This is a genomic window from Pontixanthobacter luteolus (assembly GCF_009828095.1).
In the GTDB taxonomy this organism is placed as follows: Bacteria; Pseudomonadota; Alphaproteobacteria; order Sphingomonadales; family Sphingomonadaceae; genus Pontixanthobacter; species Pontixanthobacter luteolus.
The window spans coordinates 374,132-393,863 of the sequence record NZ_WTYP01000001.1; the positions used below are offsets into that span (position 1 = coordinate 374,132).

Annotated in this window: 21 protein-coding genes; 8 read left to right on the forward strand and 13 right to left on the reverse strand. The window is 59.8% G+C overall.

All coding sequences use genetic code 11. The features are described from left to right. Positions 1–22 precede the first annotated feature (22 nt). Entirely contained in the window at positions 23–274 is a 252-nt protein-coding gene (locus GRI43_RS01785; protein WP_160729392.1) for an HP1242/YdcH family protein, read from the forward strand. 9 nt (positions 275–283) lie between these two features. Here the strand turns inward: GRI43_RS01785 and GRI43_RS01790 are convergent, their stop codons facing one another. The 3 genes from GRI43_RS01790 to purM are packed head-to-tail and all read right to left on the reverse strand — an operon-like array spanning position 284 to position 3,553. Beyond that, positions 284–1,477: a sulfotransferase family protein gene (locus GRI43_RS01790; RefSeq protein ID WP_160729393.1), complete on the reverse strand. Its 1,194-nt coding sequence runs from the start codon at positions 1,475–1,477 to the stop codon at positions 284–286. Further along, complete coding sequence (gene purN, locus GRI43_RS01795; RefSeq protein WP_338089992.1) at positions 1,477–2,430, reverse strand: phosphoribosylglycinamide formyltransferase; 954 nt, start codon at positions 2,428–2,430, stop codon at positions 1,477–1,479. The genes GRI43_RS01790 and purN overlap by 1 nt, the downstream gene beginning before the upstream one ends. A 16-nt stretch (positions 2,431–2,446) precedes the next feature. Next, a complete protein-coding gene (purM, locus tag GRI43_RS01800) occupies positions 2,447–3,553 on the reverse strand; it encodes a phosphoribosylformylglycinamidine cyclo-ligase (RefSeq protein ID WP_160729395.1) in 1,107 nt (368 codons plus the stop codon). A gap of 71 nt (positions 3,554–3,624) precedes the next feature. Here purM and GRI43_RS01805 point away from each other — a divergent pair, with 71 nt between their 5' ends. Genes GRI43_RS01805 through GRI43_RS01820 form a run of 4 tightly spaced genes read left to right on the forward strand, consistent with a single transcriptional unit; the run spans position 3,625 to position 6,677 of the window. Beyond that, entirely contained in the window at positions 3,625–4,914 is a 1,290-nt protein-coding gene (locus GRI43_RS01805) for a heavy-metal-associated domain-containing protein (protein ID WP_160729396.1), read from the forward strand. Between the two features lie 17 nt (positions 4,915–4,931). After that, complete coding sequence (locus tag GRI43_RS01810) at positions 4,932–5,543, forward strand: P-loop NTPase family protein (RefSeq protein ID WP_160729397.1); 612 nt, start codon at positions 4,932–4,934, stop codon at positions 5,541–5,543. 46 nt (positions 5,544–5,589) lie between these two features. Continuing rightward, a complete protein-coding gene (gene epsC / locus GRI43_RS01815; protein WP_160729398.1) occupies positions 5,590–6,294 on the forward strand; it encodes a serine O-acetyltransferase EpsC in 705 nt (234 codons plus the stop codon). Then, positions 6,294–6,677, forward strand: a complete 384-nt coding sequence (locus GRI43_RS01820) for a DUF2794 domain-containing protein (protein WP_160729399.1) — start codon at positions 6,294–6,296, stop codon at positions 6,675–6,677. The genes epsC and GRI43_RS01820 overlap by 1 nt, the downstream gene beginning before the upstream one ends. Before the next feature lies 1 nt (position 6,678). On the opposite strand, the gene GRI43_RS01825 is transcribed toward GRI43_RS01820, so the two are convergent. The 4 genes from GRI43_RS01825 to GRI43_RS01840 all read right to left on the reverse strand — a co-directional run bounded on the left by GRI43_RS01825 (position 6,679) and on the right by GRI43_RS01840 (position 10,393). Then, positions 6,679–7,359 carry a DUF4328 domain-containing protein gene (locus GRI43_RS01825; protein ID WP_160729400.1) on the reverse strand — a complete coding sequence of 227 codons (681 nt, stop codon included), beginning with the start codon at positions 7,357–7,359 and terminating at the stop codon, positions 6,679–6,681. A gap of 70 nt (positions 7,360–7,429) precedes the next feature. Continuing rightward, a complete protein-coding gene (locus GRI43_RS01830) occupies positions 7,430–8,515 on the reverse strand; it encodes a hypothetical protein (protein ID WP_160729401.1) in 1,086 nt (361 codons plus the stop codon). A gap of 71 nt (positions 8,516–8,586) precedes the next feature. Continuing rightward, a complete protein-coding gene (locus GRI43_RS01835; RefSeq protein WP_160729402.1) occupies positions 8,587–9,522 on the reverse strand; it encodes an SDR family NAD(P)-dependent oxidoreductase in 936 nt (311 codons plus the stop codon). A gap of 163 nt (positions 9,523–9,685) precedes the next feature. Then, positions 9,686–10,393 carry an HAD hydrolase-like protein gene (locus GRI43_RS01840; protein WP_160729403.1) on the reverse strand — a complete coding sequence of 236 codons (708 nt, stop codon included), beginning with the start codon at positions 10,391–10,393 and terminating at the stop codon, positions 9,686–9,688. 61 nt (positions 10,394–10,454) lie between these two features. Here GRI43_RS01840 and glmU point away from each other — a divergent pair, with 61 nt between their 5' ends. From glmU to GRI43_RS01855, 3 genes are all read left to right on the forward strand, one after another. Then, complete coding sequence (glmU, locus tag GRI43_RS01845) at positions 10,455–11,804, forward strand: bifunctional UDP-N-acetylglucosamine diphosphorylase/glucosamine-1-phosphate N-acetyltransferase GlmU (RefSeq protein ID WP_160729404.1); 1,350 nt, start codon at positions 10,455–10,457, stop codon at positions 11,802–11,804. Further along, positions 11,804–12,436, forward strand: a complete 633-nt coding sequence (locus tag GRI43_RS01850) for a hypothetical protein (RefSeq protein WP_160729405.1) — start codon at positions 11,804–11,806, stop codon at positions 12,434–12,436. The genes glmU and GRI43_RS01850 overlap by 1 nt, the downstream gene beginning before the upstream one ends. A 65-nt stretch (positions 12,437–12,501) precedes the next feature. Continuing rightward, on the forward strand, positions 12,502–12,708 hold the full coding sequence (locus GRI43_RS01855) for a hypothetical protein (RefSeq protein WP_338089993.1): 207 nt from the start codon (positions 12,502–12,504) through the stop codon (positions 12,706–12,708). Positions 12,709–12,796: 88 nt separating this feature from the next. Here the strand turns inward: GRI43_RS01855 and GRI43_RS01860 are convergent, their stop codons facing one another. The 6 genes from GRI43_RS01860 to atpA form a co-directional block, all read right to left on the reverse strand. Further along, positions 12,797–13,051, reverse strand: coding sequence for a DUF1153 domain-containing protein (locus GRI43_RS01860; RefSeq protein ID WP_235903568.1), 255 nt, complete (start codon positions 13,049–13,051; stop codon positions 12,797–12,799). A 203-nt stretch (positions 13,052–13,254) separates the two neighbouring features. After that, positions 13,255–15,417 (reverse strand): prolyl oligopeptidase family serine peptidase, encoded by a 2,163-nt coding sequence (locus GRI43_RS01865; RefSeq protein WP_235903569.1) that lies wholly within the window; start codon positions 15,415–15,417, stop codon positions 13,255–13,257. A 145-nt stretch (positions 15,418–15,562) separates the two neighbouring features. Next, positions 15,563–15,820, reverse strand: coding sequence for an ATP synthase F1 subunit epsilon (locus GRI43_RS01870; RefSeq protein ID WP_160729407.1), 258 nt, complete (start codon positions 15,818–15,820; stop codon positions 15,563–15,565). Positions 15,821–15,825: 5 nt separating this feature from the next. After that, complete coding sequence (gene atpD, locus GRI43_RS01875; RefSeq protein WP_160729408.1) at positions 15,826–17,283, reverse strand: F0F1 ATP synthase subunit beta; 1,458 nt, start codon at positions 17,281–17,283, stop codon at positions 15,826–15,828. Between the two features lie 23 nt (positions 17,284–17,306). Next, positions 17,307–18,176 (reverse strand): F0F1 ATP synthase subunit gamma, encoded by an 870-nt coding sequence (locus GRI43_RS01880; RefSeq protein WP_160729409.1) that lies wholly within the window; start codon positions 18,174–18,176, stop codon positions 17,307–17,309. 26 nt (positions 18,177–18,202) lie between these two features. Continuing rightward, positions 18,203–19,729, reverse strand: a complete 1,527-nt coding sequence (atpA, locus tag GRI43_RS01885; protein ID WP_160730582.1) for a F0F1 ATP synthase subunit alpha — start codon at positions 19,727–19,729, stop codon at positions 18,203–18,205. Positions 19,730–19,732 lie beyond the last annotated feature (3 nt).

A 19,732-nucleotide genomic window follows, 5' to 3' on the forward strand; every position in this document is an offset into this window, starting at 1 on the left:
CGCATAATTGGAAAGGAACCACATGGCACACACTCCGCATGAACTGGGCGCTGTATTCTCGAAGGATTCTGCGATTCTTCACAGCCTCAAGATGAATAACCCGCATTTCGTAAAGCTGGCCGACAAATACCACGAGGTGAACCGGGAAGTGCACCGGATCGACGCGGAGGTGGAGGCTGCATCCGACGACCGGATGGAACAGTTGAAGAAGGAGCGCCTTGGCCTGCTCGATCAAATTACTGCGATCGTCAACGAAGCGCGCTCGGCGGCCTGACGCGAGCGCCTAACTGGCGTTTATCTTATCCAACTGCTCTCGGTGTGCCAGATGCGGGCTGCTTTCGCTGCGCTGCATCTGGCGCTCCATTGCGCGGACCGCTTCATCGGACAGTTCGATCTGCAGGGCGCTGTATATGCGCCGTATCTCGCCGAGCCAGTCGGCACCCAAGGCATCGAAACTCGCTTCGGCGATTGCACCGTCATGATGCGAAAGCGCCTTGGATAGTCTGGCTTCGCGCAAGGCCAGCTTTCGCTGCCATTCCCCTTCGATCCAATCCGGATCGACGCTGTCCGATTGCATCGCCATCTGGTTGGCCACCATCGACACCGAACTGCGGAGCACGTCATCATCATTGCGGCGGCAGATGACCAAACTGGCACCGGGAAACTGGGCCAGTAATTCTTCCAGATCTTCGGCGAATTGCGGAACTTTCATCACCCGAGGCTGGCCTGCATTCCCGTGATGGTTTGCATCGGTGCGCAGGATCCGTGCAACCTCCCGGTATACCGGCGCGGCGCTGCGCGCTTCGCTGAATGCCGTGTAGGAGGGGATGCGCCACTGCGCTTCATAGGCCGAATGGTCGAGCGCGCTGGCCAGCCAGCCAAGTTCTTCATCATATTGCGACGCGCCGAACGGGTGGATGGTGTCGATCCACGGGTTCAGCCGCCGGGCCCAGAACAGAGCCATTCCGCTCCATACCGGGCGCAAATCAGGTTTCGTCGGGACCGGGTGCCAGCTGTCGCAAAAACGGGTTGCCGTGTGCGCCGGATCGGCAGCAAGCAGGCGGTGGATACGGGTGGTGCCAGACCGCATCTGGCCGATGATTATGATCGGCTTTGCCAGCGGGGTATTCGGTATCGCGGGACCGGCGCGCCACATTCTGCCTAGCTCAAGCCGTTGGCGGATTGCCCTGACCAATTGCCCATAGGCGAAAGATTGCCCGATCGGGTTCAGTCTCGCCTCGGCATTGATCGACTGGCACAAAACACTCAGCCGTTCGCGGAAATCTGCGACGTCTTCATCGCTGCGTCCACCACGCTCGTCGTCCAAGCCGAAGCCCTTAGCCGCCTTTCGCCAAAGCCAGTCAGGCTCCAGCTCAATCGGTTTAAGCCACCCGCTGTTCCATGCACCTTGCAGGCGGGTGTTGAGTTTTCCGACAATCGGCGCGCGGTCTAGCAGGCTGGAGCGGGGCGGCGGCATCAGAACTGGTCGGCGGCATCATGCAGTTTGGTGAACTGTCTCGGCGCGACGTTGCGCCAGCTGCGTTCGAGCCAGTCGGCCACATGATCCCACTCCACACCCGATCGGTTCAGGATCACGCCGATCCAGCCACTCGCCCCGTAATAGGCCGGTTTGAAATAGGCGTGGGGATGCGTTTCTACCAAGCCCAGCAGTTCATCCATGCTGTCGGTCTTGACCAGTAGTGCGATATGTTCGCTGCCGTGATGCTGGTCATTGAAGTGGGCGAAATACTTTCCGCTTTTCTCGGTGCCCACGCGCCAACCGGGTGAGCCGTGGCTTTCACGCTCGTGCGTGCCCGGCAATGCAAGTGCCAGATCGCGGATTTTTTGCAGCAGATGTTCCGGATCGTTTGCGCGGCCCAGATATTCGTTCACCACGCGCGGATAAAGCTGATGCTCGGCGATCTTGACCCGGTCGGCCAAGGTTTCCGGCGTGTCGCCTTGTGTGATGCGCACCTCGATCTGGCCCAGCACCTCGCCGGCATCGAGTTCGCTCGACACCAGGTGGACCGATGCGCCGTGAACCTTGTCTCCCGCCTCGATAGCCCGCTTGTGGGTTTCCAACCCGCGGTATTTGGGTAGCAGCGAGGGGTGGATGTTGAGCATCCGGCCTTGCCACCGTTCGGTAAACTCGGGCGTGAGTATCCGCATATATCCGGCCAGGATAATGCATTCGGCCCCAGCATCCCGCGCGGCCTGTTCCATCACAGCGTCATGATCTGGTCGGCTCATACCCTGGTGAGAGCGGGCAAAGGTGCCGACACCCTCGGCAGCTGCCAAGCCCAGACCCGAAGCGTCAGGGACGTTGCTGGCTACCAATACCACTTCATAGGCGGAATTCGGCAGTCGGCTGGCATACAGAAGCGCTGCCATGTTGGTGCCGCCGCCGGAGATGAAGATGGCGGTTTTCACCTTGGCAGACGCCGTTTCAGGCAAGGTGGGCGGCTTCCCAGTCGGATTTCGCCGACCAAGTTCCGGCTGCCCCCTTCACGGTGCATCCGCGCTGGCCTTCGCCAATTTCACCGATGCGGAAGACGGTTTCACCGGCCGCTTCCAGTTCAGCGGTCAGGGCGGCAACTGCATCCTGTTCGACCGCCAGCACCATGCCGATGCCGCAGTTGAAGGTGCGGGCCATTTCCGCCGGTTCGATGTTACCTTGCGCCTGCAGGAATGCCATCAGGCGCGGCTGGTCCCATGCGTCTGCATCGACGGTGGCATGACTGCCTTCGGGCAATACGCGGGGAATATTTTCCAGCAAGCCGCCGCCCGTAATGTGGGCGAGTGCGGCAATCTTGCCGCCGCGAATCGCAGGCAGCAGGCTCTTCACGTAAATCCGCGTCGGTTCGATCAGCGTGTCGATCAGCAATTTGTCCGAATCGAACACCGCCGGACGGTCCAGTTTCCAGCCCTTGTCAGAGGCAAGGCGGCGAACCAGCGAAAACCCGTTGGAATGCACCCCCGAACTTGCCAGTCCCAGCAGCACCTGCCCGGGGGTGACGGCTTCACCGGTCAGTTGCTCGCCGCGTTCGACTGCGCCGACGCAGAAGCCCGCCAGATCGTAATCGCCGGCAGCGTACATGCCCGGCATTTCAGCCGTTTCGCCGCCGATCAGCGCACATCCGGCCTGCTTGCACCCGTCTGCGATTCCGGAGACGACCCGCTCCGCAATGCCGTTCTCAAGCTTGCCGGTGGCGAAATAGTCGAGGAAAAACAGCGGTTCTGCGCCCTGAACGATCAGGTCGTTCACGCACATTGCCACCAGATCGATGCCCACGGTATCGTGGCGATCGAAATCAATCGCGAGTTTCAGCTTGGTGCCGACACCGTCATTGGCAGCGACCAGAAGCGGATCGGAATAGCCAGCGGCCTTCGGGTCGAAAAATCCGCCAAATCCGCCAAGCTCCGACGTTGCGCCGGGGCGGGCGGTGGCTTTCACCATCGGCCCGATCGCCTTCACCAGCGCATTGCCGGCATCGATATCAACCCCCGCTTTTGCGTAGGTGTAGCTCTCTTGTGATGAATTATCTGCCGACATGACCACAGGCTTTAGTCATTCGCGCTTGGATTTCCATGCCCGTTTGGGCAAAAGGCCCGAAGTTTTCCCCGATGGCTCAATCCTTCGCCCTTTCACGCGCCCAGCGCCCCCTTTCCGGACACGCGATTCGTCAGACGATTGCGGTGCTGGTTGCGTTGGCGATTGCTGTTGTCGCTGGCCGCGTTCTGCAGGCGCAGGTGGAGGGTGATCGCGGCATCGCTCCGGTGACCAGCAGCATCGATATCGATGTCGGCGGCATCGAAGTCGACGTACGCGGCGATTCCGCAGAGGAAGCGCGCGAAGCCGGCTGGCGCGAGGCGCAGCGCAAGGGCTGGGCGAAGCTGGGCGGACCAAGTCTACCCGATTCGCAATTGGAGTCGTTGGTATCAGCCGTGGTGATCGAACAGGAACGGATCGGCCCGCGCCGCTATATCGCCACCCTGGGGGTCATTTTCGACCGCGCGCGCGCCGGTCGCTATCTTGGCGGCAACGCGCAGCGGACTCAGTCTGCACCGATGCTGCTGCTTCCGGTAACGCTGTCTGGCGGATCGGCGATGGTTTATCAGCAGCGCAACCCGTGGCAGCGCGTGTGGGCGGAATATCAGGCGGGTTCCAGCCGGATCAACTATGTCCGCCCGTCGGGCGCGGGCGGCGATTCGCTCATGCTGACTTACGGTCAGACGACCAGACGCAGCCGGCTGTGGTGGCGCAACATCCTCGACCAGTTTGGTGCTGCCGACGTGCTGGTGCCGATCGCGCGGCTGGAATATCAATATCCCGGCGGCCCGGTGAAGGGCTATTTCACCGCACGCTATGGTCCTGACAGCGAGTTTCTGGACAGCTTTACCCTGACTGCGAAAAACGATCAGGACTTACCCCAGATGCTGGCGCAGGCGGTGACCCGGTTCGACGATATATTCGAAGCCGCGCTTGCCGATGGGAAACTCCGCCCCAACCCGACGCTAAACGTGGGCGGCGAGGGTGCCGATCCGGTCCTTCAGCGATTGATCGAGATTGGCCGGGCAGCACAGGCACAGGAACGCGCGCAGCGTGCGGCCGCCGCTGCCGGTGAAACAGGTGAAGGCACTTCGCCGACTCCTACTCCGACCCCGACCGCCGCGGTCGTATCCAGCTACGTCGTTCAGTTCGCCAGCCCTGACGCCGGCACAATCGACGCGACGCTGGCTGCTGTTCGCGCCACTGCGGGTGTGCGCGGTGCGGCGACCAGCAGCATTGCGATTGGCGGCACATCGGTGATGAGCGTCAGCTATGGCGGTAGCCTGAGCGATCTGGCCGGGGCTCTGCGGGCTCGCGGCTTCACGGTTACACAGGGCAGCAACGCGCTCGCCATCAGCCGTTAGTCACAGGGCGCCGCGTAATGTCGCAGATTGCCCTGCCGCTATCCCACCAGGGTTCTTCAGATCCCGACCGCATCGTCATCGGCAGCGCCAATGCGGCGGTGATCGACGCGCTGCAAAAGCCCGACAGCTGGCCTTACAAGACAGCGATCCTTGCGGGGGAGGAACGCTCGGGCAAATCGCTGCTGGGCAAATGGTTCGAAAGCTCGGGCATGGGCGATGTGATCGATGGCGCCGATGCCATCGACGAAACAGAACTGTTTCACAGGTGGAACAGGGCGCAGGAGGATGGCCGCCCGCTCTTGCTGATCAGCGATGCCGAGCAATGGGATATCAAGCTGCCCGATCTTCGATCCCGCCTTGGCGCAGCCCTGCATCTGGAAATCACAACGCCGGACGATGAAATGCTGGCTTCTCTCATTGAAACCATTGCCATTCAGCGCGGTCTTGCACTTGGCGAAGGGGCGCTTACCTACCTCGTACCGCGTGCCGAGCGCAGCTTTGCCGCCATCGAACGTCTTGTGGAGACGATCGACCGGCTAAGTCTGGAACGTAAGGCACCAGCCACGCAAGGCATCTGGCGTGACGCGCTGGAGGCCGTGCAAGGCCCGGAGCAAGGCCGCCTTTTATAAGGGCGACCAACTTGCCTTTGGTGCCGTTTGATGGGAGAATCGGCCAATGTTCACTGGTCTGACCAATTATCTGGATTCCATCCGGGCACGCGATCCGGCACCGCGCTCGCGCTGGGAAGTGCTTACCTATCCTGGCGTCCTGGCACTGGGCCTGCACCGCGTGGCGCATTGGCTGTTCGGTGCGAAGCTGTATTTCTTCGCCCGGCTGATCAATCATATCGCTCGTTTTCTGACCGCCATCGATATCCATCCAGGCGCGACAATCGGTAAAAACTTTTTCATCGATCACGGATTTACGGTGATCGGGGAAACCGCTGAAATTGGCGACAACGTTACGATTTACCAGTGCGTGACGCTCGGCGGGACGAACCCGACCAACGGTGTTGGCGGCAAACGTCATCCGACGCTGAAAGACAATGTCATTATCGGGTCAGGTGCGCAGATCATCGGCCCGATTACTGTTGGCGAGCGCGCACGCGTTGGCGCTAATGCGGTTGTCACCGACGATGTGCCCGAAGGCGCAACGATGATCGGATTGAAAGCGCGCTCTACACTTGTTCCGGCGGAAGAATGGCTCAAGGATTTCATTCCCTATGGCACGCCCTGCGATGAGCCATGCGAGGAACTGATGGAAACCGGCCCGAGGCGTATCGCTGAGCTTGAAGCCCAATTGGCAGCAATGCGCAGTGACTTGGAAGTCCTCAAGGCCGAGCGGGAAGTGCCAGCGCAGCGAAGCGGAACCGGCGACTGATGGCGTCAGGATCTGGGCCCGGCATGGGCGCGCTTGCTGATACACCAGGGCGGATCATCGCATTTCCGGGCCGCAAGCCAGCCCAAGTGGCGTTCGCACGTGATGAATTGCAGCGGATCCTCGATCTCTATGGCCGGATGGTCGCCGCTGGTGAATGGCGCGATTATGCGATGGAATTCACCAAGGATGTGGCCGTTTTCGATGCATTTCGCCGCGCGGCTGAACGGCCGCAAGCGCGGATCGAGAAGCGTCCCTCGTTGCGTAACAGGCAAGGCATGTGGACCCTGTTCGGCGAGCACGGACAGGTGCTTAAACGCGGCCATGAACTGGCGGGCGTATTGGCTCCTATCGAACGTCGGTTGCTAAAGTCGGTCGACAGCTAGTCTATTCGAAAGCCTTCCAGGCGTGATTGCCTTCGCTTTGTGCCTGCGTGATTGCGCCGACCAGTTTGACCAGCATGACCGCCGAGATGACGAAAAGCAGGCTGGCAAATGCGGCCATCGCGAATTCCATCCAGGCAGGGGTCAGGAATACGATATTCGTCGCCGCATCGACTGTGACTTTGAGGAGCAGGCCGAGCGACAGGACGATCCCGATAATATAGGCTGTCCACCATGCCGCAACGTCATCGACCGGTGAATGGGCGAGTTCGGGTACTTCACCGTGGCTTCGGTTATGCAGTTCGCGCATGGCGCGCATCGGCACGATCAGATTGATGAACGGCACGAAATAGCTGCCAACTGCCCAGCCTGCTGAATAGTCTAAATCGACATTCTCGTCGGCCAGGTTGCGATGTGCCTTGTAGACCCAGACCAGCGCGCACAGCATCAGGCCGAGAATGGAGATGGGCAAGATGAGGGCGGCAATGCCGACGATCATGGCCCATAACGGGAAAGCTGGCTCTGTTACCGGGCCAGCGGACACCACGATATCGACTGGCGGTTTGAATATTTCATACCCCAAGGCGCCCATCTGAAAAACCGTCGTGGCAACAAACGTCCAGGCGAAAATCTTCACTAGCGTTGCCCGCGTTCGCAGGCTGCGAACATTGTTCTCGAAACTCACCGGATACGGCCCCCAACAAAAAACCCCGCACATTTCTGCGCGGGGTTTGTTGCGAGTTCAAGTGGTTAAGTCAGCTAATCGCCAATTTCCCCGACACCGGCAGGCGCTGCTGCAATGCGCCGGGCAGGGCTTGGACCACTTTATTGCGGATCGGGCTCCAGAATGCTGAGAGCATCAGCAGGGCGGAACCAATCACCAGCGCGGTCAGTGCCACATTCAGTTCTACCGCACCGAAGCGGTCGAACAGGAATGTCAGCGCAACCAGCACGTAGGCCAGCGCAGACACCAGCAATGCGCGCCGGTCGATCGCCAGCGCAACCAATCCGAACAGAACATAGATGGCGAGCACCGCAACCGCACCGCCAAGGCCAATCGCACTGCCTTCCGTAACGCCCAGCGTGTGGAAAATGGGATGCGCGATCATGGGCGCTGCAAGCAGGTGCAGCCAGAACGCAACGTCGCTGCGGCGCGTCTGACGTTCGCGGTCGCTCGTGTCCCAGCGCATGGCGAAACCAAAGATCGCGAGGCCGACGATGAACACCATCGGCATCAGAACGTGGTCAGGGCTGTCGAGTGACGACGGACCAATCCCGGTAATGACCAGCGCGATTACCGTAACTGCCAGCGCGGCAGCGCCTGCGGCGACGGTAATGGGCACCATGAACCGGCGCCAGTGTGCATAGGCTGCGCCGGCGGTGATCAGACCCGACCCGGCAATCAGCAGGCCGCCCAGGACCTCGTCACTGCGGCCAAAATTGTCACCGCCAAACGACATGACAATGAAGCCGAGCAAGGCGGCAAAAATACCGCCGACAAAGGCGAGTAGCAGTACGATGCTGGGCAGGGCCATGCGGCGTTTGCGAGTGAAAAATTCAGCCATGCCCCAAGCTGCACCCGCCACCAGCAAACCGGCGAAAGGCGGCGGTCCGTCGATGTTCGGGGTCAGCGCCTGACCGATACCGCCCATCGCCACCAGCAGCAGAACCGCTGCGATGGTCACGAAAATGTCGTTGAAACTGTTGATCAGCCGGAAATGTTCTTCATCACCGGCCGGTGCCTCGCGCGATTGCCGCACGGAATTGCGCAAGGCGTCCGCGGCTTCCGGGCTCAATGCGCCGGTCGCTACCGCCGTGCGCAGATCGTCTTCTGTATACATTGGGCCTACTCCTCACCCTGTGGAAGGGTTGGAGTAGGCCCAGTGTGTTACTGTGTCAATACAGTAGGCGCTTAGCCACGCGTGCTGGACGGCGCAGCATCAGGGCCGAGCACTTCCTGCATCGCCTTCAGGATAGCAGCGCTTTGTTCTGCACCCGACTGAGGGGCCTTGAGGTTGGTCATCGAATTGATGTCGTCCCAACGGGCTGCGAAACCTTCGACTGTGCGCTCGCCTTCCTGCAACCAGACCGCGTCGTTCATGGTCACCCATGCGCTGTGGAAGCCGCCTGCACCGGCACCAACGATCTGGTTGGTCGGTGCATCTTCGCTAACGAGATACAGCGCAGCCGGGGCAACGTTTTCAGGCGAAAACAGCTTGAACGCTTCAGCCGGGAACAGGTCCTCGGTCATGCGTGTACCGGCAACCGGCGACAGCGAGTTGCAGCGGATGTTGTACTTCGCGCCTTCGAGGTGAAGCGTCTTGGTCAGGCCGGCAAGGCCGAGCTTGGCAGCGCCGTAGTTTGCCTGGCCGAAATTGCCGAACAGACCGGTCGAGCTGGAAGTCATCAGAATACGGCCATAGGCCTGTTCGCGGAAAGTTTCCCAGCAAGCCTTGGTCGCATAGGCCGAGCCCAGCAGGTGGACTTTCACGACCAGCTCGAAATCGTCCGGCGTCATTTTCGCGAAGCTCTTGTCGCGCAGAATGCCGGCGTTGTTGATCAGGACGTGGACGCCGCCCCACTTCTGCTTGGCGTCGGCAACCATCTTTTCCATCTGGTCATATTCGGTGACCGAGGCACCGTTGGCGATTGCTTCACCGCCAGCTTTTTCAATTTCTTCGACAACCTGTGCTGCCGCGTCCGAAGTGCCGGTGCCGTCACGCGATCCGCCGAGGTCGTTTACGACGACCTTCGCGCCGCGGCGTGCGAGTTCGAGCGCGTATTCACGGCCCAGGCCGCCACCGGCGCCGGTTACGATTGCTACGCGATCCTTGAACGAAATGGTCATGGCTTTCTCTCCATCTTGCTTTGGCCCGGGGGAGGGCCGAATTCCGAACGGGCTTTACGTTCCCGTAAACGTGAGGGTGAAGTGGCAGTTTATCGTGCCTGTTGCAACTGCGAACAAGCCGGTCCGCCATTCCGTAGCGTCGATAAACCGCCAATGCGGCGAATCAGGGGCGGGGGAGGCTGTGCAGCGCCGGAATCAGACCGTCGAAACCATCGATAACGGCGTGTCCGCCCAGTTCGTGCGGCGGCTTGTCGCAATAACCATACGCCGCGACGATAACAGGAACACCGGCTGCTTTCGCGGCGGCGACATCGTAGGAACTGTCGCCCACAAATGCGAATTGGCCGGTGCTGTCCTGACCGGCGGCGCAGCGTTGGCGCGCCTCGATTACCGGATCGGGGGCAGGCTTTGCCAGCAATTGCCCATCCCGGCCGCGGCCCATCGTGTCGCCACCGATTATCGTGACAAACCGATCCGCCAGGCCAAGCTGGGTGAGGATATCGGTGGCGAAACTTTCGAACTTGTTGGTCACTACCGCCATTTTCACGCCGTGTTCGGCCAACTGGTCGAGTGCATCGATCACCCCCGGATAGGGGCGCGAGTGGACCGCGTTGTTGTCTGCGTAAAAGGCGAGCATTTTCTTGTACAGCGCGCGGAAATCCTCCCGCTCCATACCGCCTTGGGCATCGACTGCGCGCGACAGCATGATCTTGGCCCCGCCGCCGATCAAATCCTTTGAACTGTCCACCGGCACCGGCTTGAAGCCGCCCAGTTCAAGCGCGTGATTTACCGCTTCGCCAAGGTCGCGAAACGTGTCGAGCAAGGTTCCATCAAGGTCGAAGCCGATGGCGCTGTAGGGAAAATGATTCATTGCCGTGAAGGGGTGGCTGAACTGACTTCAAACCGCAAGCGATTGCTGGCAAGGGAGCCGGATGAACAATTTTGCAGCCATTATCCTCGCCGCTGGCAAGGGCACTCGCATGAAATCCGACCTGCACAAGGTCCTGCACCCGATCGGGGGTAAACCGATGCTGTTCCATTTGCTGGACAGCTTCGAAGAATTGTCGCCTTCGCACACCGTTGTGGTGGCCGGTGACCGGCACGAGCAATTGCGCGATGCCGTGGCAGACCGGAATGTTACGGTTTCGCTGCAGGAACCGCAGCTTGGGACGGCCCATGCTGCCCTGATGGCGAAGGATGCACTGGCCGGTTTCGACGGGCTGGTGATGGTCAGTTTCGGTGACTGCCCGATGGTCAAGGCCGCGACTGTCCGCAAATTGTGTGATGCGCTTACCGGAGATACCAAGGTTGCGGTGCTCGGGTTCCGACCCACCGATACTCTCGCCTATGGTCGCATCATCGCCGATGCCGACGGAACCGTGCGCAAGATGGTTGAGCACAAGGATGCCAGCGAGGAAGAGCGCAAATGCGACCTGTGCAATTCGGGCGTAATCGTGGCGCATAGCAATGACATCTGGCGCCTGCTGGAAAGCGTCGGCAACGATAACGCGCAGGGCGAATACTACCTGCCCGATGTCGCGACCAACGCGATTGCAGAGGGGAGCCGTGTGGTCGCGGTTGAAACCACCCCGGACGAAGTGGCGGGCATCAATTCGCGCGCCGAGCTGGCATCGGCAGAGGCGCAGTGGCAGACTTTCAAGCGGGAAGAGGCGATGGCCGCCGGTGTGTCGCTCAGAGCACCAGAAACCGTATTTTTCAGCTGGGATACCGAGCTGGGCCGCGATGTAGAGGTCGAACCCAACGTCGTCTTCGGGCCCGGAGTGAAAATTGCCGACCATGCGACGATACGCGCGTTCAGCCATCTTGAAGGGGCGACAGTGGGCGAACATTGCAGCGTCGGCCCCTATGCGCGCCTGCGCCCGGGTGCGGTGCTGGAAGAAGGCGCCAAAATCGGCAACTTCGTCGAGATGAAAAAGGCGGTGATGGGCAAGGGCGCCAAGGCAAGCCACCTGACCTATCTCGGCGATGCGGATATCGGGGCAGGGGCCAATATCGGTGCCGGGACCATTACCTGCAATTATGACGGGTATTTCAAGCACAAGACGGTGATCGGCGAACGGGCCTTCATCGGCAGCAACAGCGCGCTGATCGCACCGGTCAATATCGGCGCAGATGCGATCGTGGCGGCTGGCAGCGCGGTCAGCCGCGATGTGGGCCCGGGCGATTTGCGCATGGTGCGCGGCGAACAGCTGGTCAAACCCGGCTGGGCAGACCGCTTCCATGACGCGATGAAAAAGAAAAAGGCAGCGGCGAAGAAGTGATGCGGCGCGCACTGGCCCTGGCTTCATTCGCCCTGCTGGCTGGCTGTGAGCAGGCCGCAGACACCGCGCCGGAGGCCGCGCCTAAAGAAGTCGCCGATGTGGTAGGTTCGCAAGCGCCAGACAAAGTGTCAGGCGCTTCGGATCCGTCTTCTGCGGCCGCAAATCCCGCGCCGCGCACGCCGGTCGACTGCACTGACGGGGAAGAAACGATTTTCTCCTGCGAGATGGCGGCCGGCAAGCGTCTTGCCGTGTGCGCAGCGGCTGATGGGAAGGCGCAATACCGCTTCGGCAAAGACGCTCCCGAACTGGCGCTCTCGGGCGGTAAATGGTCGAACACCATGTATTCGGGCGGCGGCGAATCGCAGATACTGTTTTCAAACGGCGATACCGATTACATCGTTTTCAGCCGCATGATCCGAACCAACTTTGCGCCTGGCGAACCCAACAATCCGGCAATCAGCGATGGGGTCGTTATCATGCGCGGTGAAGAATTTGTCGGGATGCAGCTTTGCGCTGGCGGGCAGGCAGAAATGCCAGTCCAGTATGACGCAGCAAAGCGTGCGTTCGGAGAGATAGAGGATATCTTCACCGGGGCCACAATGCGCGCCGATCCGCCTGAAATTGAACGTTGAGTGATGAACCAACCTGCTGGCTATGCGAACGGCCGTTTGCGAAACGGATACAGTGGCATCATACCGTGCCCAAATCCAAAAAGGGGCGGGACACGGTTCCGGTTCATCCCATCTGCCACAAGACGATCCATGTAACGTTCACCAATGCCGAACTGGCGAGAATGGGTGAAGATCGCGAGTTGATCCTGGCACATGAACGGGTGGCGAAATTCGTCCGGTGGGTAAAAGACAAACCGCCCGACTTTCACGCAAAGACCAGGAATTCGCGTTGATGCCGGGCGGCTCTTGGGGCCAGAGTAACCTGCGAGCAGCCGGGACCAGGACGGCTGTCGCAAAATCGCCTATGCGGCGGTTATCAAGTCAGCCCAGTTCAAGTTCGCGGTGACGGTCTGTCTCTTTCGCAAACTGGCGCTGCCAGCTTTCGAATTCACTCCGGCTGAGCAGGTAATTCCACCTGGCCTCATCAAAAGTGATCAACTGATCGCGGACTGCCTTTACGACATCGGCCTTGCGGGCATCGGACCAGTGGACACGGTGATGCGGCGGCAGGCCGGCGCGCTCTATGCGAGAACGGACATCGCGGCGCATGGCACTTGGGGGTACGGCATTAGGCATTGTTAATTCTCCAGATTCAGCCCCCTGTTGAAGCCAAATCTTGCCGGAAATCCTTTATTCCGCCTTTCCAAACATGGTGAATTTCACCCTAACGATATTCCGGAAGGTGAAGCGTTTCAGGAACGCGCCGAGTTGCCAAGCTGCGGGTCCGCAAACGAAAAAGGGCGACCGCAGGGCCGCCCTTTCGTCTCATCGCAAGCTGGTTATTCGGCCGCTTCATCATCCTTGAGTCGCTGCAACAGGTAAACATATTGCAGAGCCTGGAGCCGCGCGCGCTGTTCGTTATCGACGCCGCCCGAATGACCGCCGGTCATATCTTCGTAGTAATAATATGGCTGGCCAAGTTCCTTCATGCGCGCCGCACCTTTGCGTGCGTGCGCCGGATGGGTCCGGTCATCTGCGGTCGAGGCCCAGAAGAATGGCGCGGGGAAATCCACGCCATCGACCAGCTTCTGATAGGGTGAATACCCTTCGATCCATGCGCGCTGTTCCGGAATGCGCGGATCACCATATTCGCCGATCCACGATGCGCCGCGTCCGATCTCGTGATAGCGCAGCATGTCGAACAGCGGAATTGCGACAATCGCTGCGCCGAACAGGTCCGGACGCTGTGTAAACGCCGTGCCGACCAGCAGGCCGCCCTGCGATCCGCCCTGGATGCCCAGATGTTCTGGCGAGGTAAAACCGCGCTCGACCAGATCGTCGCCAATGGCGATGAAATCATCCCAGGTGCGCTGCTTGTTCTCGCGGATCGCAGTCTGGTGCCAGCCCGGGCCGAATTCCCCGCCGCCGCGCATATTGCCGAGTACATAGGCTCCGCCATTTTCGAGCCACAGCTTGCCGGTGCTGCCGAGATAGCTGGGCAGGCGCGGAATCTGGAACCCGCCGTAGCCGGACATCAGGATCGGTGTGCTGCCGTCCAGTTCCATCCCCTCCGGCTTGACGATGAAATAGGGGATCTTGGTACCATCGGCGGAAACAGCCTCGTGCTGCTCAACCTCGAACCCTTCCGCGTTGAAATATTCCGGACTGGTCTTGATCACCTCTGGCACCCCGCCGTCGGAATAATACAATGTAGTGGGGGTCAGGAAATCGGTGACGGAGAACATGATCTCGTCTGTCTCTTCCGATGATGCCGCAATGCCGACCGTGGCATTGCCGGGCAATTCGACTTCCTTCGATGTCCAGGCACCGTCGGCGAAGTCGAAACGGATCACCTTGCCCACCACATTGTCGAGCATGCCGACATAGAGATGATTGGCAGTGATTGCCCCGCCGCGCTTCGTCTGGCGGTCTGCCGGTGCCCATACGAGCGTTTTGGCAGCGCCGTTGGGATCAGCTTTCCATTCCTCAAGATCAACCGCGATCAGACTGTCAGCAGGGAAAGTCTGCCCGCCCACCTTCCAGTCGACATCGGTCGAATAGAGCAGATGGCCATCGACAATGCCGTAGGGTGCAGCCTTGAGCGGGATGTCGAGCTTCAGCCACTCACCATCCATGTCGACGTAATATTCGGTCTCGTGGAAACTGACGCCGCGAAATGCGGTGCGTGCGTGAACCTTGCCCGTGCTGTCGCGCAGCAGGCTGGCACCGGACCAGACGTCTTTGGGCGATCCGCGGAAAATCTCTTCTGCATCATCGATCGACTGGCCGCGCTTCCACAGGCGGGTGGTGAACGGATATTCGCTTTCCGTCATCAACGTTTCGTCGAAATTGCGCGTGACCAGCATGGTGTCAGCATCGAGCCATTCAACGCTGCCCTGACTTTCCGGAAGGTAAAACCCGCCATCCACGAATTCACCGGTTTCCATGTTGAATTCGCGCAGCTCTGCCGCATCCTTGCCGCCATCGGACAGCGCGATCATGCACATCCGGCCTTCTGGGGGCAAACAGGTTGAACCTTTATAGACCCACTCTCGGCCTTCTGCGGCGGCGAGGGCATCGACGTCGAGGACCGTTTCCCACTCGGGATTATCGGTCTGATAGCTTTCGCGCGATGTGCGGCGCAGCAGGCCTTTCGGGTTCTGTTTATCCTGCCAGAAATTGGTCAGTCCGAATTTGGAAAAGCTGACGAATGGGATGCGGTCTTCGCTGTCGTAGATTTCCAGCGCATCGTTTTTGAGCTTGTCGAAGCGCGGATCGCTGGCGAGCAGCTCGGTGGTGCGCTCATTCTCGGCCCTGACCCAGGCTAGCGCCTCGTCACTGCGGGCTTCCTCCAGCCAGATGTAAGGGTCTTGCTCAGGGCCGGGTACGCCATCATCGGTAGTTTGATCGGCCATTTCACCGGTGCTGTGATGGTCGGCGGCGGCAGGGGATGCAGTCATGGCAATGGCCGCCGCGATGGCAAGTGATGAAACAAGTTTCAAATGTCCTCTCCTGTGGGGATGTGCTGCCCTCACCTTGGGCAAGCGCAATGCGAATGTGAAGCGGTAATCGGACACATTATCCAGGCGGCAAACGAAAAAGGGCGACCCGTGGGCCGCCCTTTAAAATTCGTGATTTGCTGACGGATCAGCCTTCGACGTGTTCCGCCAGAACGGTCAGGCCGTTGTCGCCCACTTCGGCAAAACCGCCGCGGACTTCGATTTCCTCGGGCGTGCCGCCTTCGGTCTTGTAAACCTGAACCGCACCATCGCGGATTGTCGACATGAAAGGCGCGTGGCCTTCCAGCACACCGAACTCGCCTTCCGCACCGGGAACGACGACCATGTGGACGTCTTCCGAGCGGACCAGCTTGGCCGGTGTTACGAGTTCGAAGTGAAGTGCCATATCGCTTAGGCGTCCTCAGCCATCTTCTTGGCTTTTTCGACTACGTCGTTGATGCCGCCAACCATGTAGAAAGCCTGTTCCGGAAGGTGATCGTATTCGCCTTCGACAACTGCCTTGAACGAGGCAACCGTGTCTTCCAGCTGGACGAACTTGCCGGAGATGCCGGTGAAGACTTCCGCAACGTGGAACGGCTGCGACAGGAACTTCTGGATCTTACGCGCACGGGCAACGGTCAGCTTATCTTCTTCAGAAAGCTCGTCCATGCCGAGAATTGCGATGATGTCCTGAAGCGACTTGTACTTCTGAAGCGTTTCCTGAACCTTACGGGCAGTCTCGTAGTGCTCCTGACCAACAACGCGCGGCTCAAGGACGCGGCTGGTGGAGTCGAGCGGGTCAACTGCCGGGTAAATGCCCAGCTCCGAAATTGCGCGGTTCAGCGTGGTCGTTGCGTCCAAGTGGGCGAACGAAGTTGCTGGCGCAGGGTCGGTAAGGTCATCTGCGGGAACGTAGATGGCCTGAACCGAGGTGATCGAACCCTTGGTCGTCGAGGTAATGCGTTCCTGCAGGTTACCCATGTCGGTCGACAGGGTAGGCTGATAGCCCACTGCCGAAGGGATACGGCCGAGAAGTGCGGACACTTCCGAACCGGCCTGCGTGAAGCGGAAAATGTTGTCGACGAAGAACAGAACGTCCTGACCTTCCTGGTCGCGGAAGTATTCAGCCATCGTCAGACCCGACAGAGCAACACGGGCACGCGCGCCAGGAGGCTCGTTCATCTGACCGAACACGAGAGCAACCTTCGAACCTTCGGAGATCGCTTCGCCAGCTTCGTTCTTGGCGATAACGCCAGCGTCGAGGAATTCGTGATAAAGGTCGTTACCTTCGCGGGTACGCTCACCCACGCCGGCGAACACGGACACGCCGCCGTGACCCTTCGCAATGTTGTTGATCAGTTCTTGAATAAGAACCGTCTTGCCCACGCCGGCGCCGCCGAACAGGCCAATCTTACCGCCTTTCGCGTAAGGTGCGAGAAGGTCGATAACCTTAATACCGGTGACAAGAATTGCCGCTTCGGTCGACTGGTCGACAAAGGCAGGTGCTTCTGCGTGGATCGGGGCGGACATTTCCGCGCCAACCGGGCCGCGCATGTCGATCGGTTCACCGACAACGTTCATGATGCGGCCGAGTGTTTTCGGGCCAACCGGGACAGTGATCTGCTTACCGGTGTTGATGACTTCCTGACCGCGGGTCAGGCCTTCGGTCGCGTCCATCGCGATGGTGCGAACAGTGTTCTCACCAAGGTGCTGGGCGACTTCGAGAACCAGCGTGTTATCGCCGTTCTTGGTTTCAAGCGCGGTCAGAATTGCGGGCAGTTCACCGGGGAACGCCACGTCGACGACAGCGCCGATGACCTGGGCAATCCTGCCATTGGTCGATTGGTTGAGTACGGGTGCGGTAGCCATGGTGTCTTCCTTAGCCTTCGATCTTAAAGCGCTTCCGCGCCAGCAATAATTTCAATGAGTTCAGTGGTAATCGCGGCCTGACGACTGCGGTTATACTGGATGGTAAGCTTGTTGATCAGGTCGCCTGCGTTGCGCGTAGCGTTGTCCATTGCGGTCATCGATGCGCCCTGTTCGGATGCAGCGATTTCAAGCAGGGCGCCAAAGATTTGCGTCTTCACATAACGCGGCAGCAATTCTTCGAGGATTTCCTCTTCGCCCGGCTCGTATTCGACCACGGCATCGCTGTCCGCTGCGCTTGCTGGCGCCGGAACCGGGATGATCTGATCGATAGTCGGGTCCTGCGCGAGAGCGGACTTGAAGGTCGGGTATACGAGATGGGCAACATCGAATTTGCCGCCATCGTACATTTCGACCAGCTCTTCAGCGATTTTAGCCGCTTCTTCGAAGCCCGGATAACGAACGTCACTGGTGTCGAAGTGAGTGCCGATCTGGTTCGGGAAATTGCGCTTTAAAGGGGCACGGCCCTTCTTGCCGACCAGATAGAACTCAACGTCCTTGCCAGCGGCCTGCAATTCGCGGGCCTTGTTGGCAGCTGCCCGAACGAGGTTCGCGTTAAGACCGCCGCACAGACCCTTGTCGGTGTTCACGACCACCAGCAGGTGGCGCTTGTCCGAACCGGTGCCGGCGAGCAGTTTTGGTGCATCGTCACCCGACACCTTGGAGGCGAGGGCGGCCATGACCGACGCCAGACGCTCTGCATAAGGGCGTGCGGCTTCGGCTGCTGCCTGCGCCTTGCGGAGCTTGGCGGCTGCGACCATTTGCTTGGCCTTGGTGATCTTCTGGGTGGATTTAACCGACCCGATCCGATCCTTGAGTTCTTTAAGGCTTGCCATGTCGGCTCCCTATTTCTCTCTCAGGCTTAAGCGAACTGCTTGGCGAATGCGTCGAGTGCCTTGACGGTGTCGTCCTTGACATCGTCGAACTTGCCGCTGGTGCGGATGGTCGCGAGGATGTCAGCGTGTTCGCTGCGCATGAAGCTCAGCATGGCGGATTCGTATTCGTTCACACGGTCTACCGGAATGCTGTCGAGATAGCCGTTGGTGCCAGCGAAGATCGAAATGGTCTGCTCTTCGAACGGCATGGGCGAGAACTGCGGCTGCTTGAGCAGCTCGGTCAGGCGCGCACCGCGGTTGAGGAGTTTCTGCGTCGAAGCATCGAGGTCCGAGCCGAACTGCGCGAAGGCCGCCATTTCGCGGTACTGAGCGAGTTCGAGTTTGATCGAGCCCGAAACCTTCTTCATCGCTTTCGTCTGAGCGGCGCCGCCAACACGGCTAACCGACAGACCCACGTTAATCGCGGGGCGAATACCCTGATAGAACAGGTCGGTTTCAAGGAAGATCTGGCCGTCGGTGATCGAAATCACGTTAGTCGGAATGTAGGCAGAAACGTCACCAGCCTGAGTTTCGATGATCGGCAGTGCAGTCAGCGAACCGCCGCCATTGTCGTCGTTCATCTTCGCCGCACGCTCGAGGAGACGTGAGTGGAGATAGAATACGTCACCCGGATACGCTTCACGGCCCGGAGGACGACGCAGCAGCAGCGACATCTGACGATAGGCAACTGCCTGCTTGGAAAGGTCATCATACACGATCACGGCGTGCATGCCATTGTCGCGGAAGAATTCGCCCATCGCGCAGCCGGTATACGGTGCGAGGAACTGAAGCGGTGCAGGCTCCGAAGCGGTCGCGGCAACAACGATGGAATATTCCATCGCGCCGTTTTCTTCGAGGCTCTTCACGATCTGGGCAACGGTCGAACGTTTCTGGCCGACAGCTACGTAGATGCAGTAAAGCTTCTTCGTTTCGTCTTCGCCCTGATGCGCTTCCTTCTGATTGATGAAGGTGTCGATCGCGACAGCCGATTTACCGGTCTGACGGTCGCCGATGATCAGTTCGCGCTGGCCGCGGCCAACCGGAACGAGAGCGTCAATTGCCTTGAGGCCGGACTGCACAGGTTCATCAACCGATTTACGCGGGATGATGCCCGGAGCCTTTACTTCGACGCGGCTGCGCTTGTCGGCAACGATCGGGCCCTTGCCGTCGATCGGGTTACCAAGAGCGTCGACCACGCGGCCCAGCAGGCCCTTGCCAACCGGAACGTCCACGATGGTGCCGGTCCGCTTTACAACGTCGCCTTCCTTGATTTCAGCGTCGGAGCCGAAGATCACGACACCGACATTGTCGGCTTCCAGGTTCAGCGCCATGCCCTGAACACCGTTGGAGAATTCGACCATCTCACCAGCCTGAACATTGTCGAGGCCGTGGATACGGGCGATACCGTCACCAACGGAGAGAACGGAACCGACTTCGCTGACTTCAGCTTCGGTGCCGAAATTGGCGATCTGGTCCTTGATGACCTTGGAGATTTCTGCGGCGCGGATTTCCATCAT

Excerpts from the sequence above, each read along its gene's own strand:
- GRI43_RS01870 (WP_160729407.1), bottom strand. The coding sequence starts at position 15,820 with ATGGCACTTCACTTCGAACTCGTAACACCGGCCAAGCTGGTCCGCTCG.
- GRI43_RS01830 (WP_160729401.1), bottom strand. The coding sequence starts at position 8,515 with ATGTATACAGAAGACGATCTGCGCACGGCGGTAGCGACCGGCGCATTG.
- GRI43_RS01880 (WP_160729409.1), bottom strand. The coding sequence starts at position 18,176 with ATGGCAAGCCTTAAAGAACTCAAGGATCGGATCGGGTCGGTTAAATCC.
- glmU (WP_160729404.1), top strand. The coding sequence starts at position 10,455 with ATGAACAATTTTGCAGCCATTATCCTCGCCGCTGGCAAGGGCACTCGC.
- GRI43_RS01810 (WP_160729397.1), top strand. The coding sequence starts at position 4,932 with ATGTCGCAGATTGCCCTGCCGCTATCCCACCAGGGTTCTTCAGATCCC.
- atpA (WP_160730582.1), bottom strand. The coding sequence starts at position 19,729 with ATGGAAATCCGCGCCGCAGAAATCTCCAAGGTCATCAAGGACCAGATC.
- GRI43_RS01805 (WP_160729396.1), top strand. The coding sequence starts at position 3,625 with ATGGCTCAATCCTTCGCCCTTTCACGCGCCCAGCGCCCCCTTTCCGGA.
- atpD (WP_160729408.1), bottom strand. The coding sequence starts at position 17,283 with ATGGCTACCGCACCCGTACTCAACCAATCGACCAATGGCAGGATTGCC.
- GRI43_RS01785 (WP_160729392.1), top strand. The coding sequence starts at position 23 with ATGGCACACACTCCGCATGAACTGGGCGCTGTATTCTCGAAGGATTCT.
- epsC (WP_160729398.1), top strand. The coding sequence starts at position 5,590 with ATGTTCACTGGTCTGACCAATTATCTGGATTCCATCCGGGCACGCGAT.
- GRI43_RS01850 (WP_160729405.1), top strand. The coding sequence starts at position 11,804 with ATGCGGCGCGCACTGGCCCTGGCTTCATTCGCCCTGCTGGCTGGCTGT.
- GRI43_RS01840 (WP_160729403.1), bottom strand. The coding sequence starts at position 10,393 with ATGAATCATTTTCCCTACAGCGCCATCGGCTTCGACCTTGATGGAACC.
- GRI43_RS01820 (WP_160729399.1), top strand. The coding sequence starts at position 6,294 with ATGGCGTCAGGATCTGGGCCCGGCATGGGCGCGCTTGCTGATACACCA.
- purM (WP_160729395.1), bottom strand. The coding sequence starts at position 3,553 with ATGTCGGCAGATAATTCATCACAAGAGAGCTACACCTACGCAAAAGCG.
- GRI43_RS01835 (WP_160729402.1), bottom strand. The coding sequence starts at position 9,522 with ATGACCATTTCGTTCAAGGATCGCGTAGCAATCGTAACCGGCGCCGGT.
- GRI43_RS01860 (WP_235903568.1), bottom strand. The coding sequence starts at position 13,051 with ATGCCTAATGCCGTACCCCCAAGTGCCATGCGCCGCGATGTCCGTTCT.
- GRI43_RS01790 (WP_160729393.1), bottom strand. The coding sequence starts at position 1,477 with ATGCCGCCGCCCCGCTCCAGCCTGCTAGACCGCGCGCCGATTGTCGGA.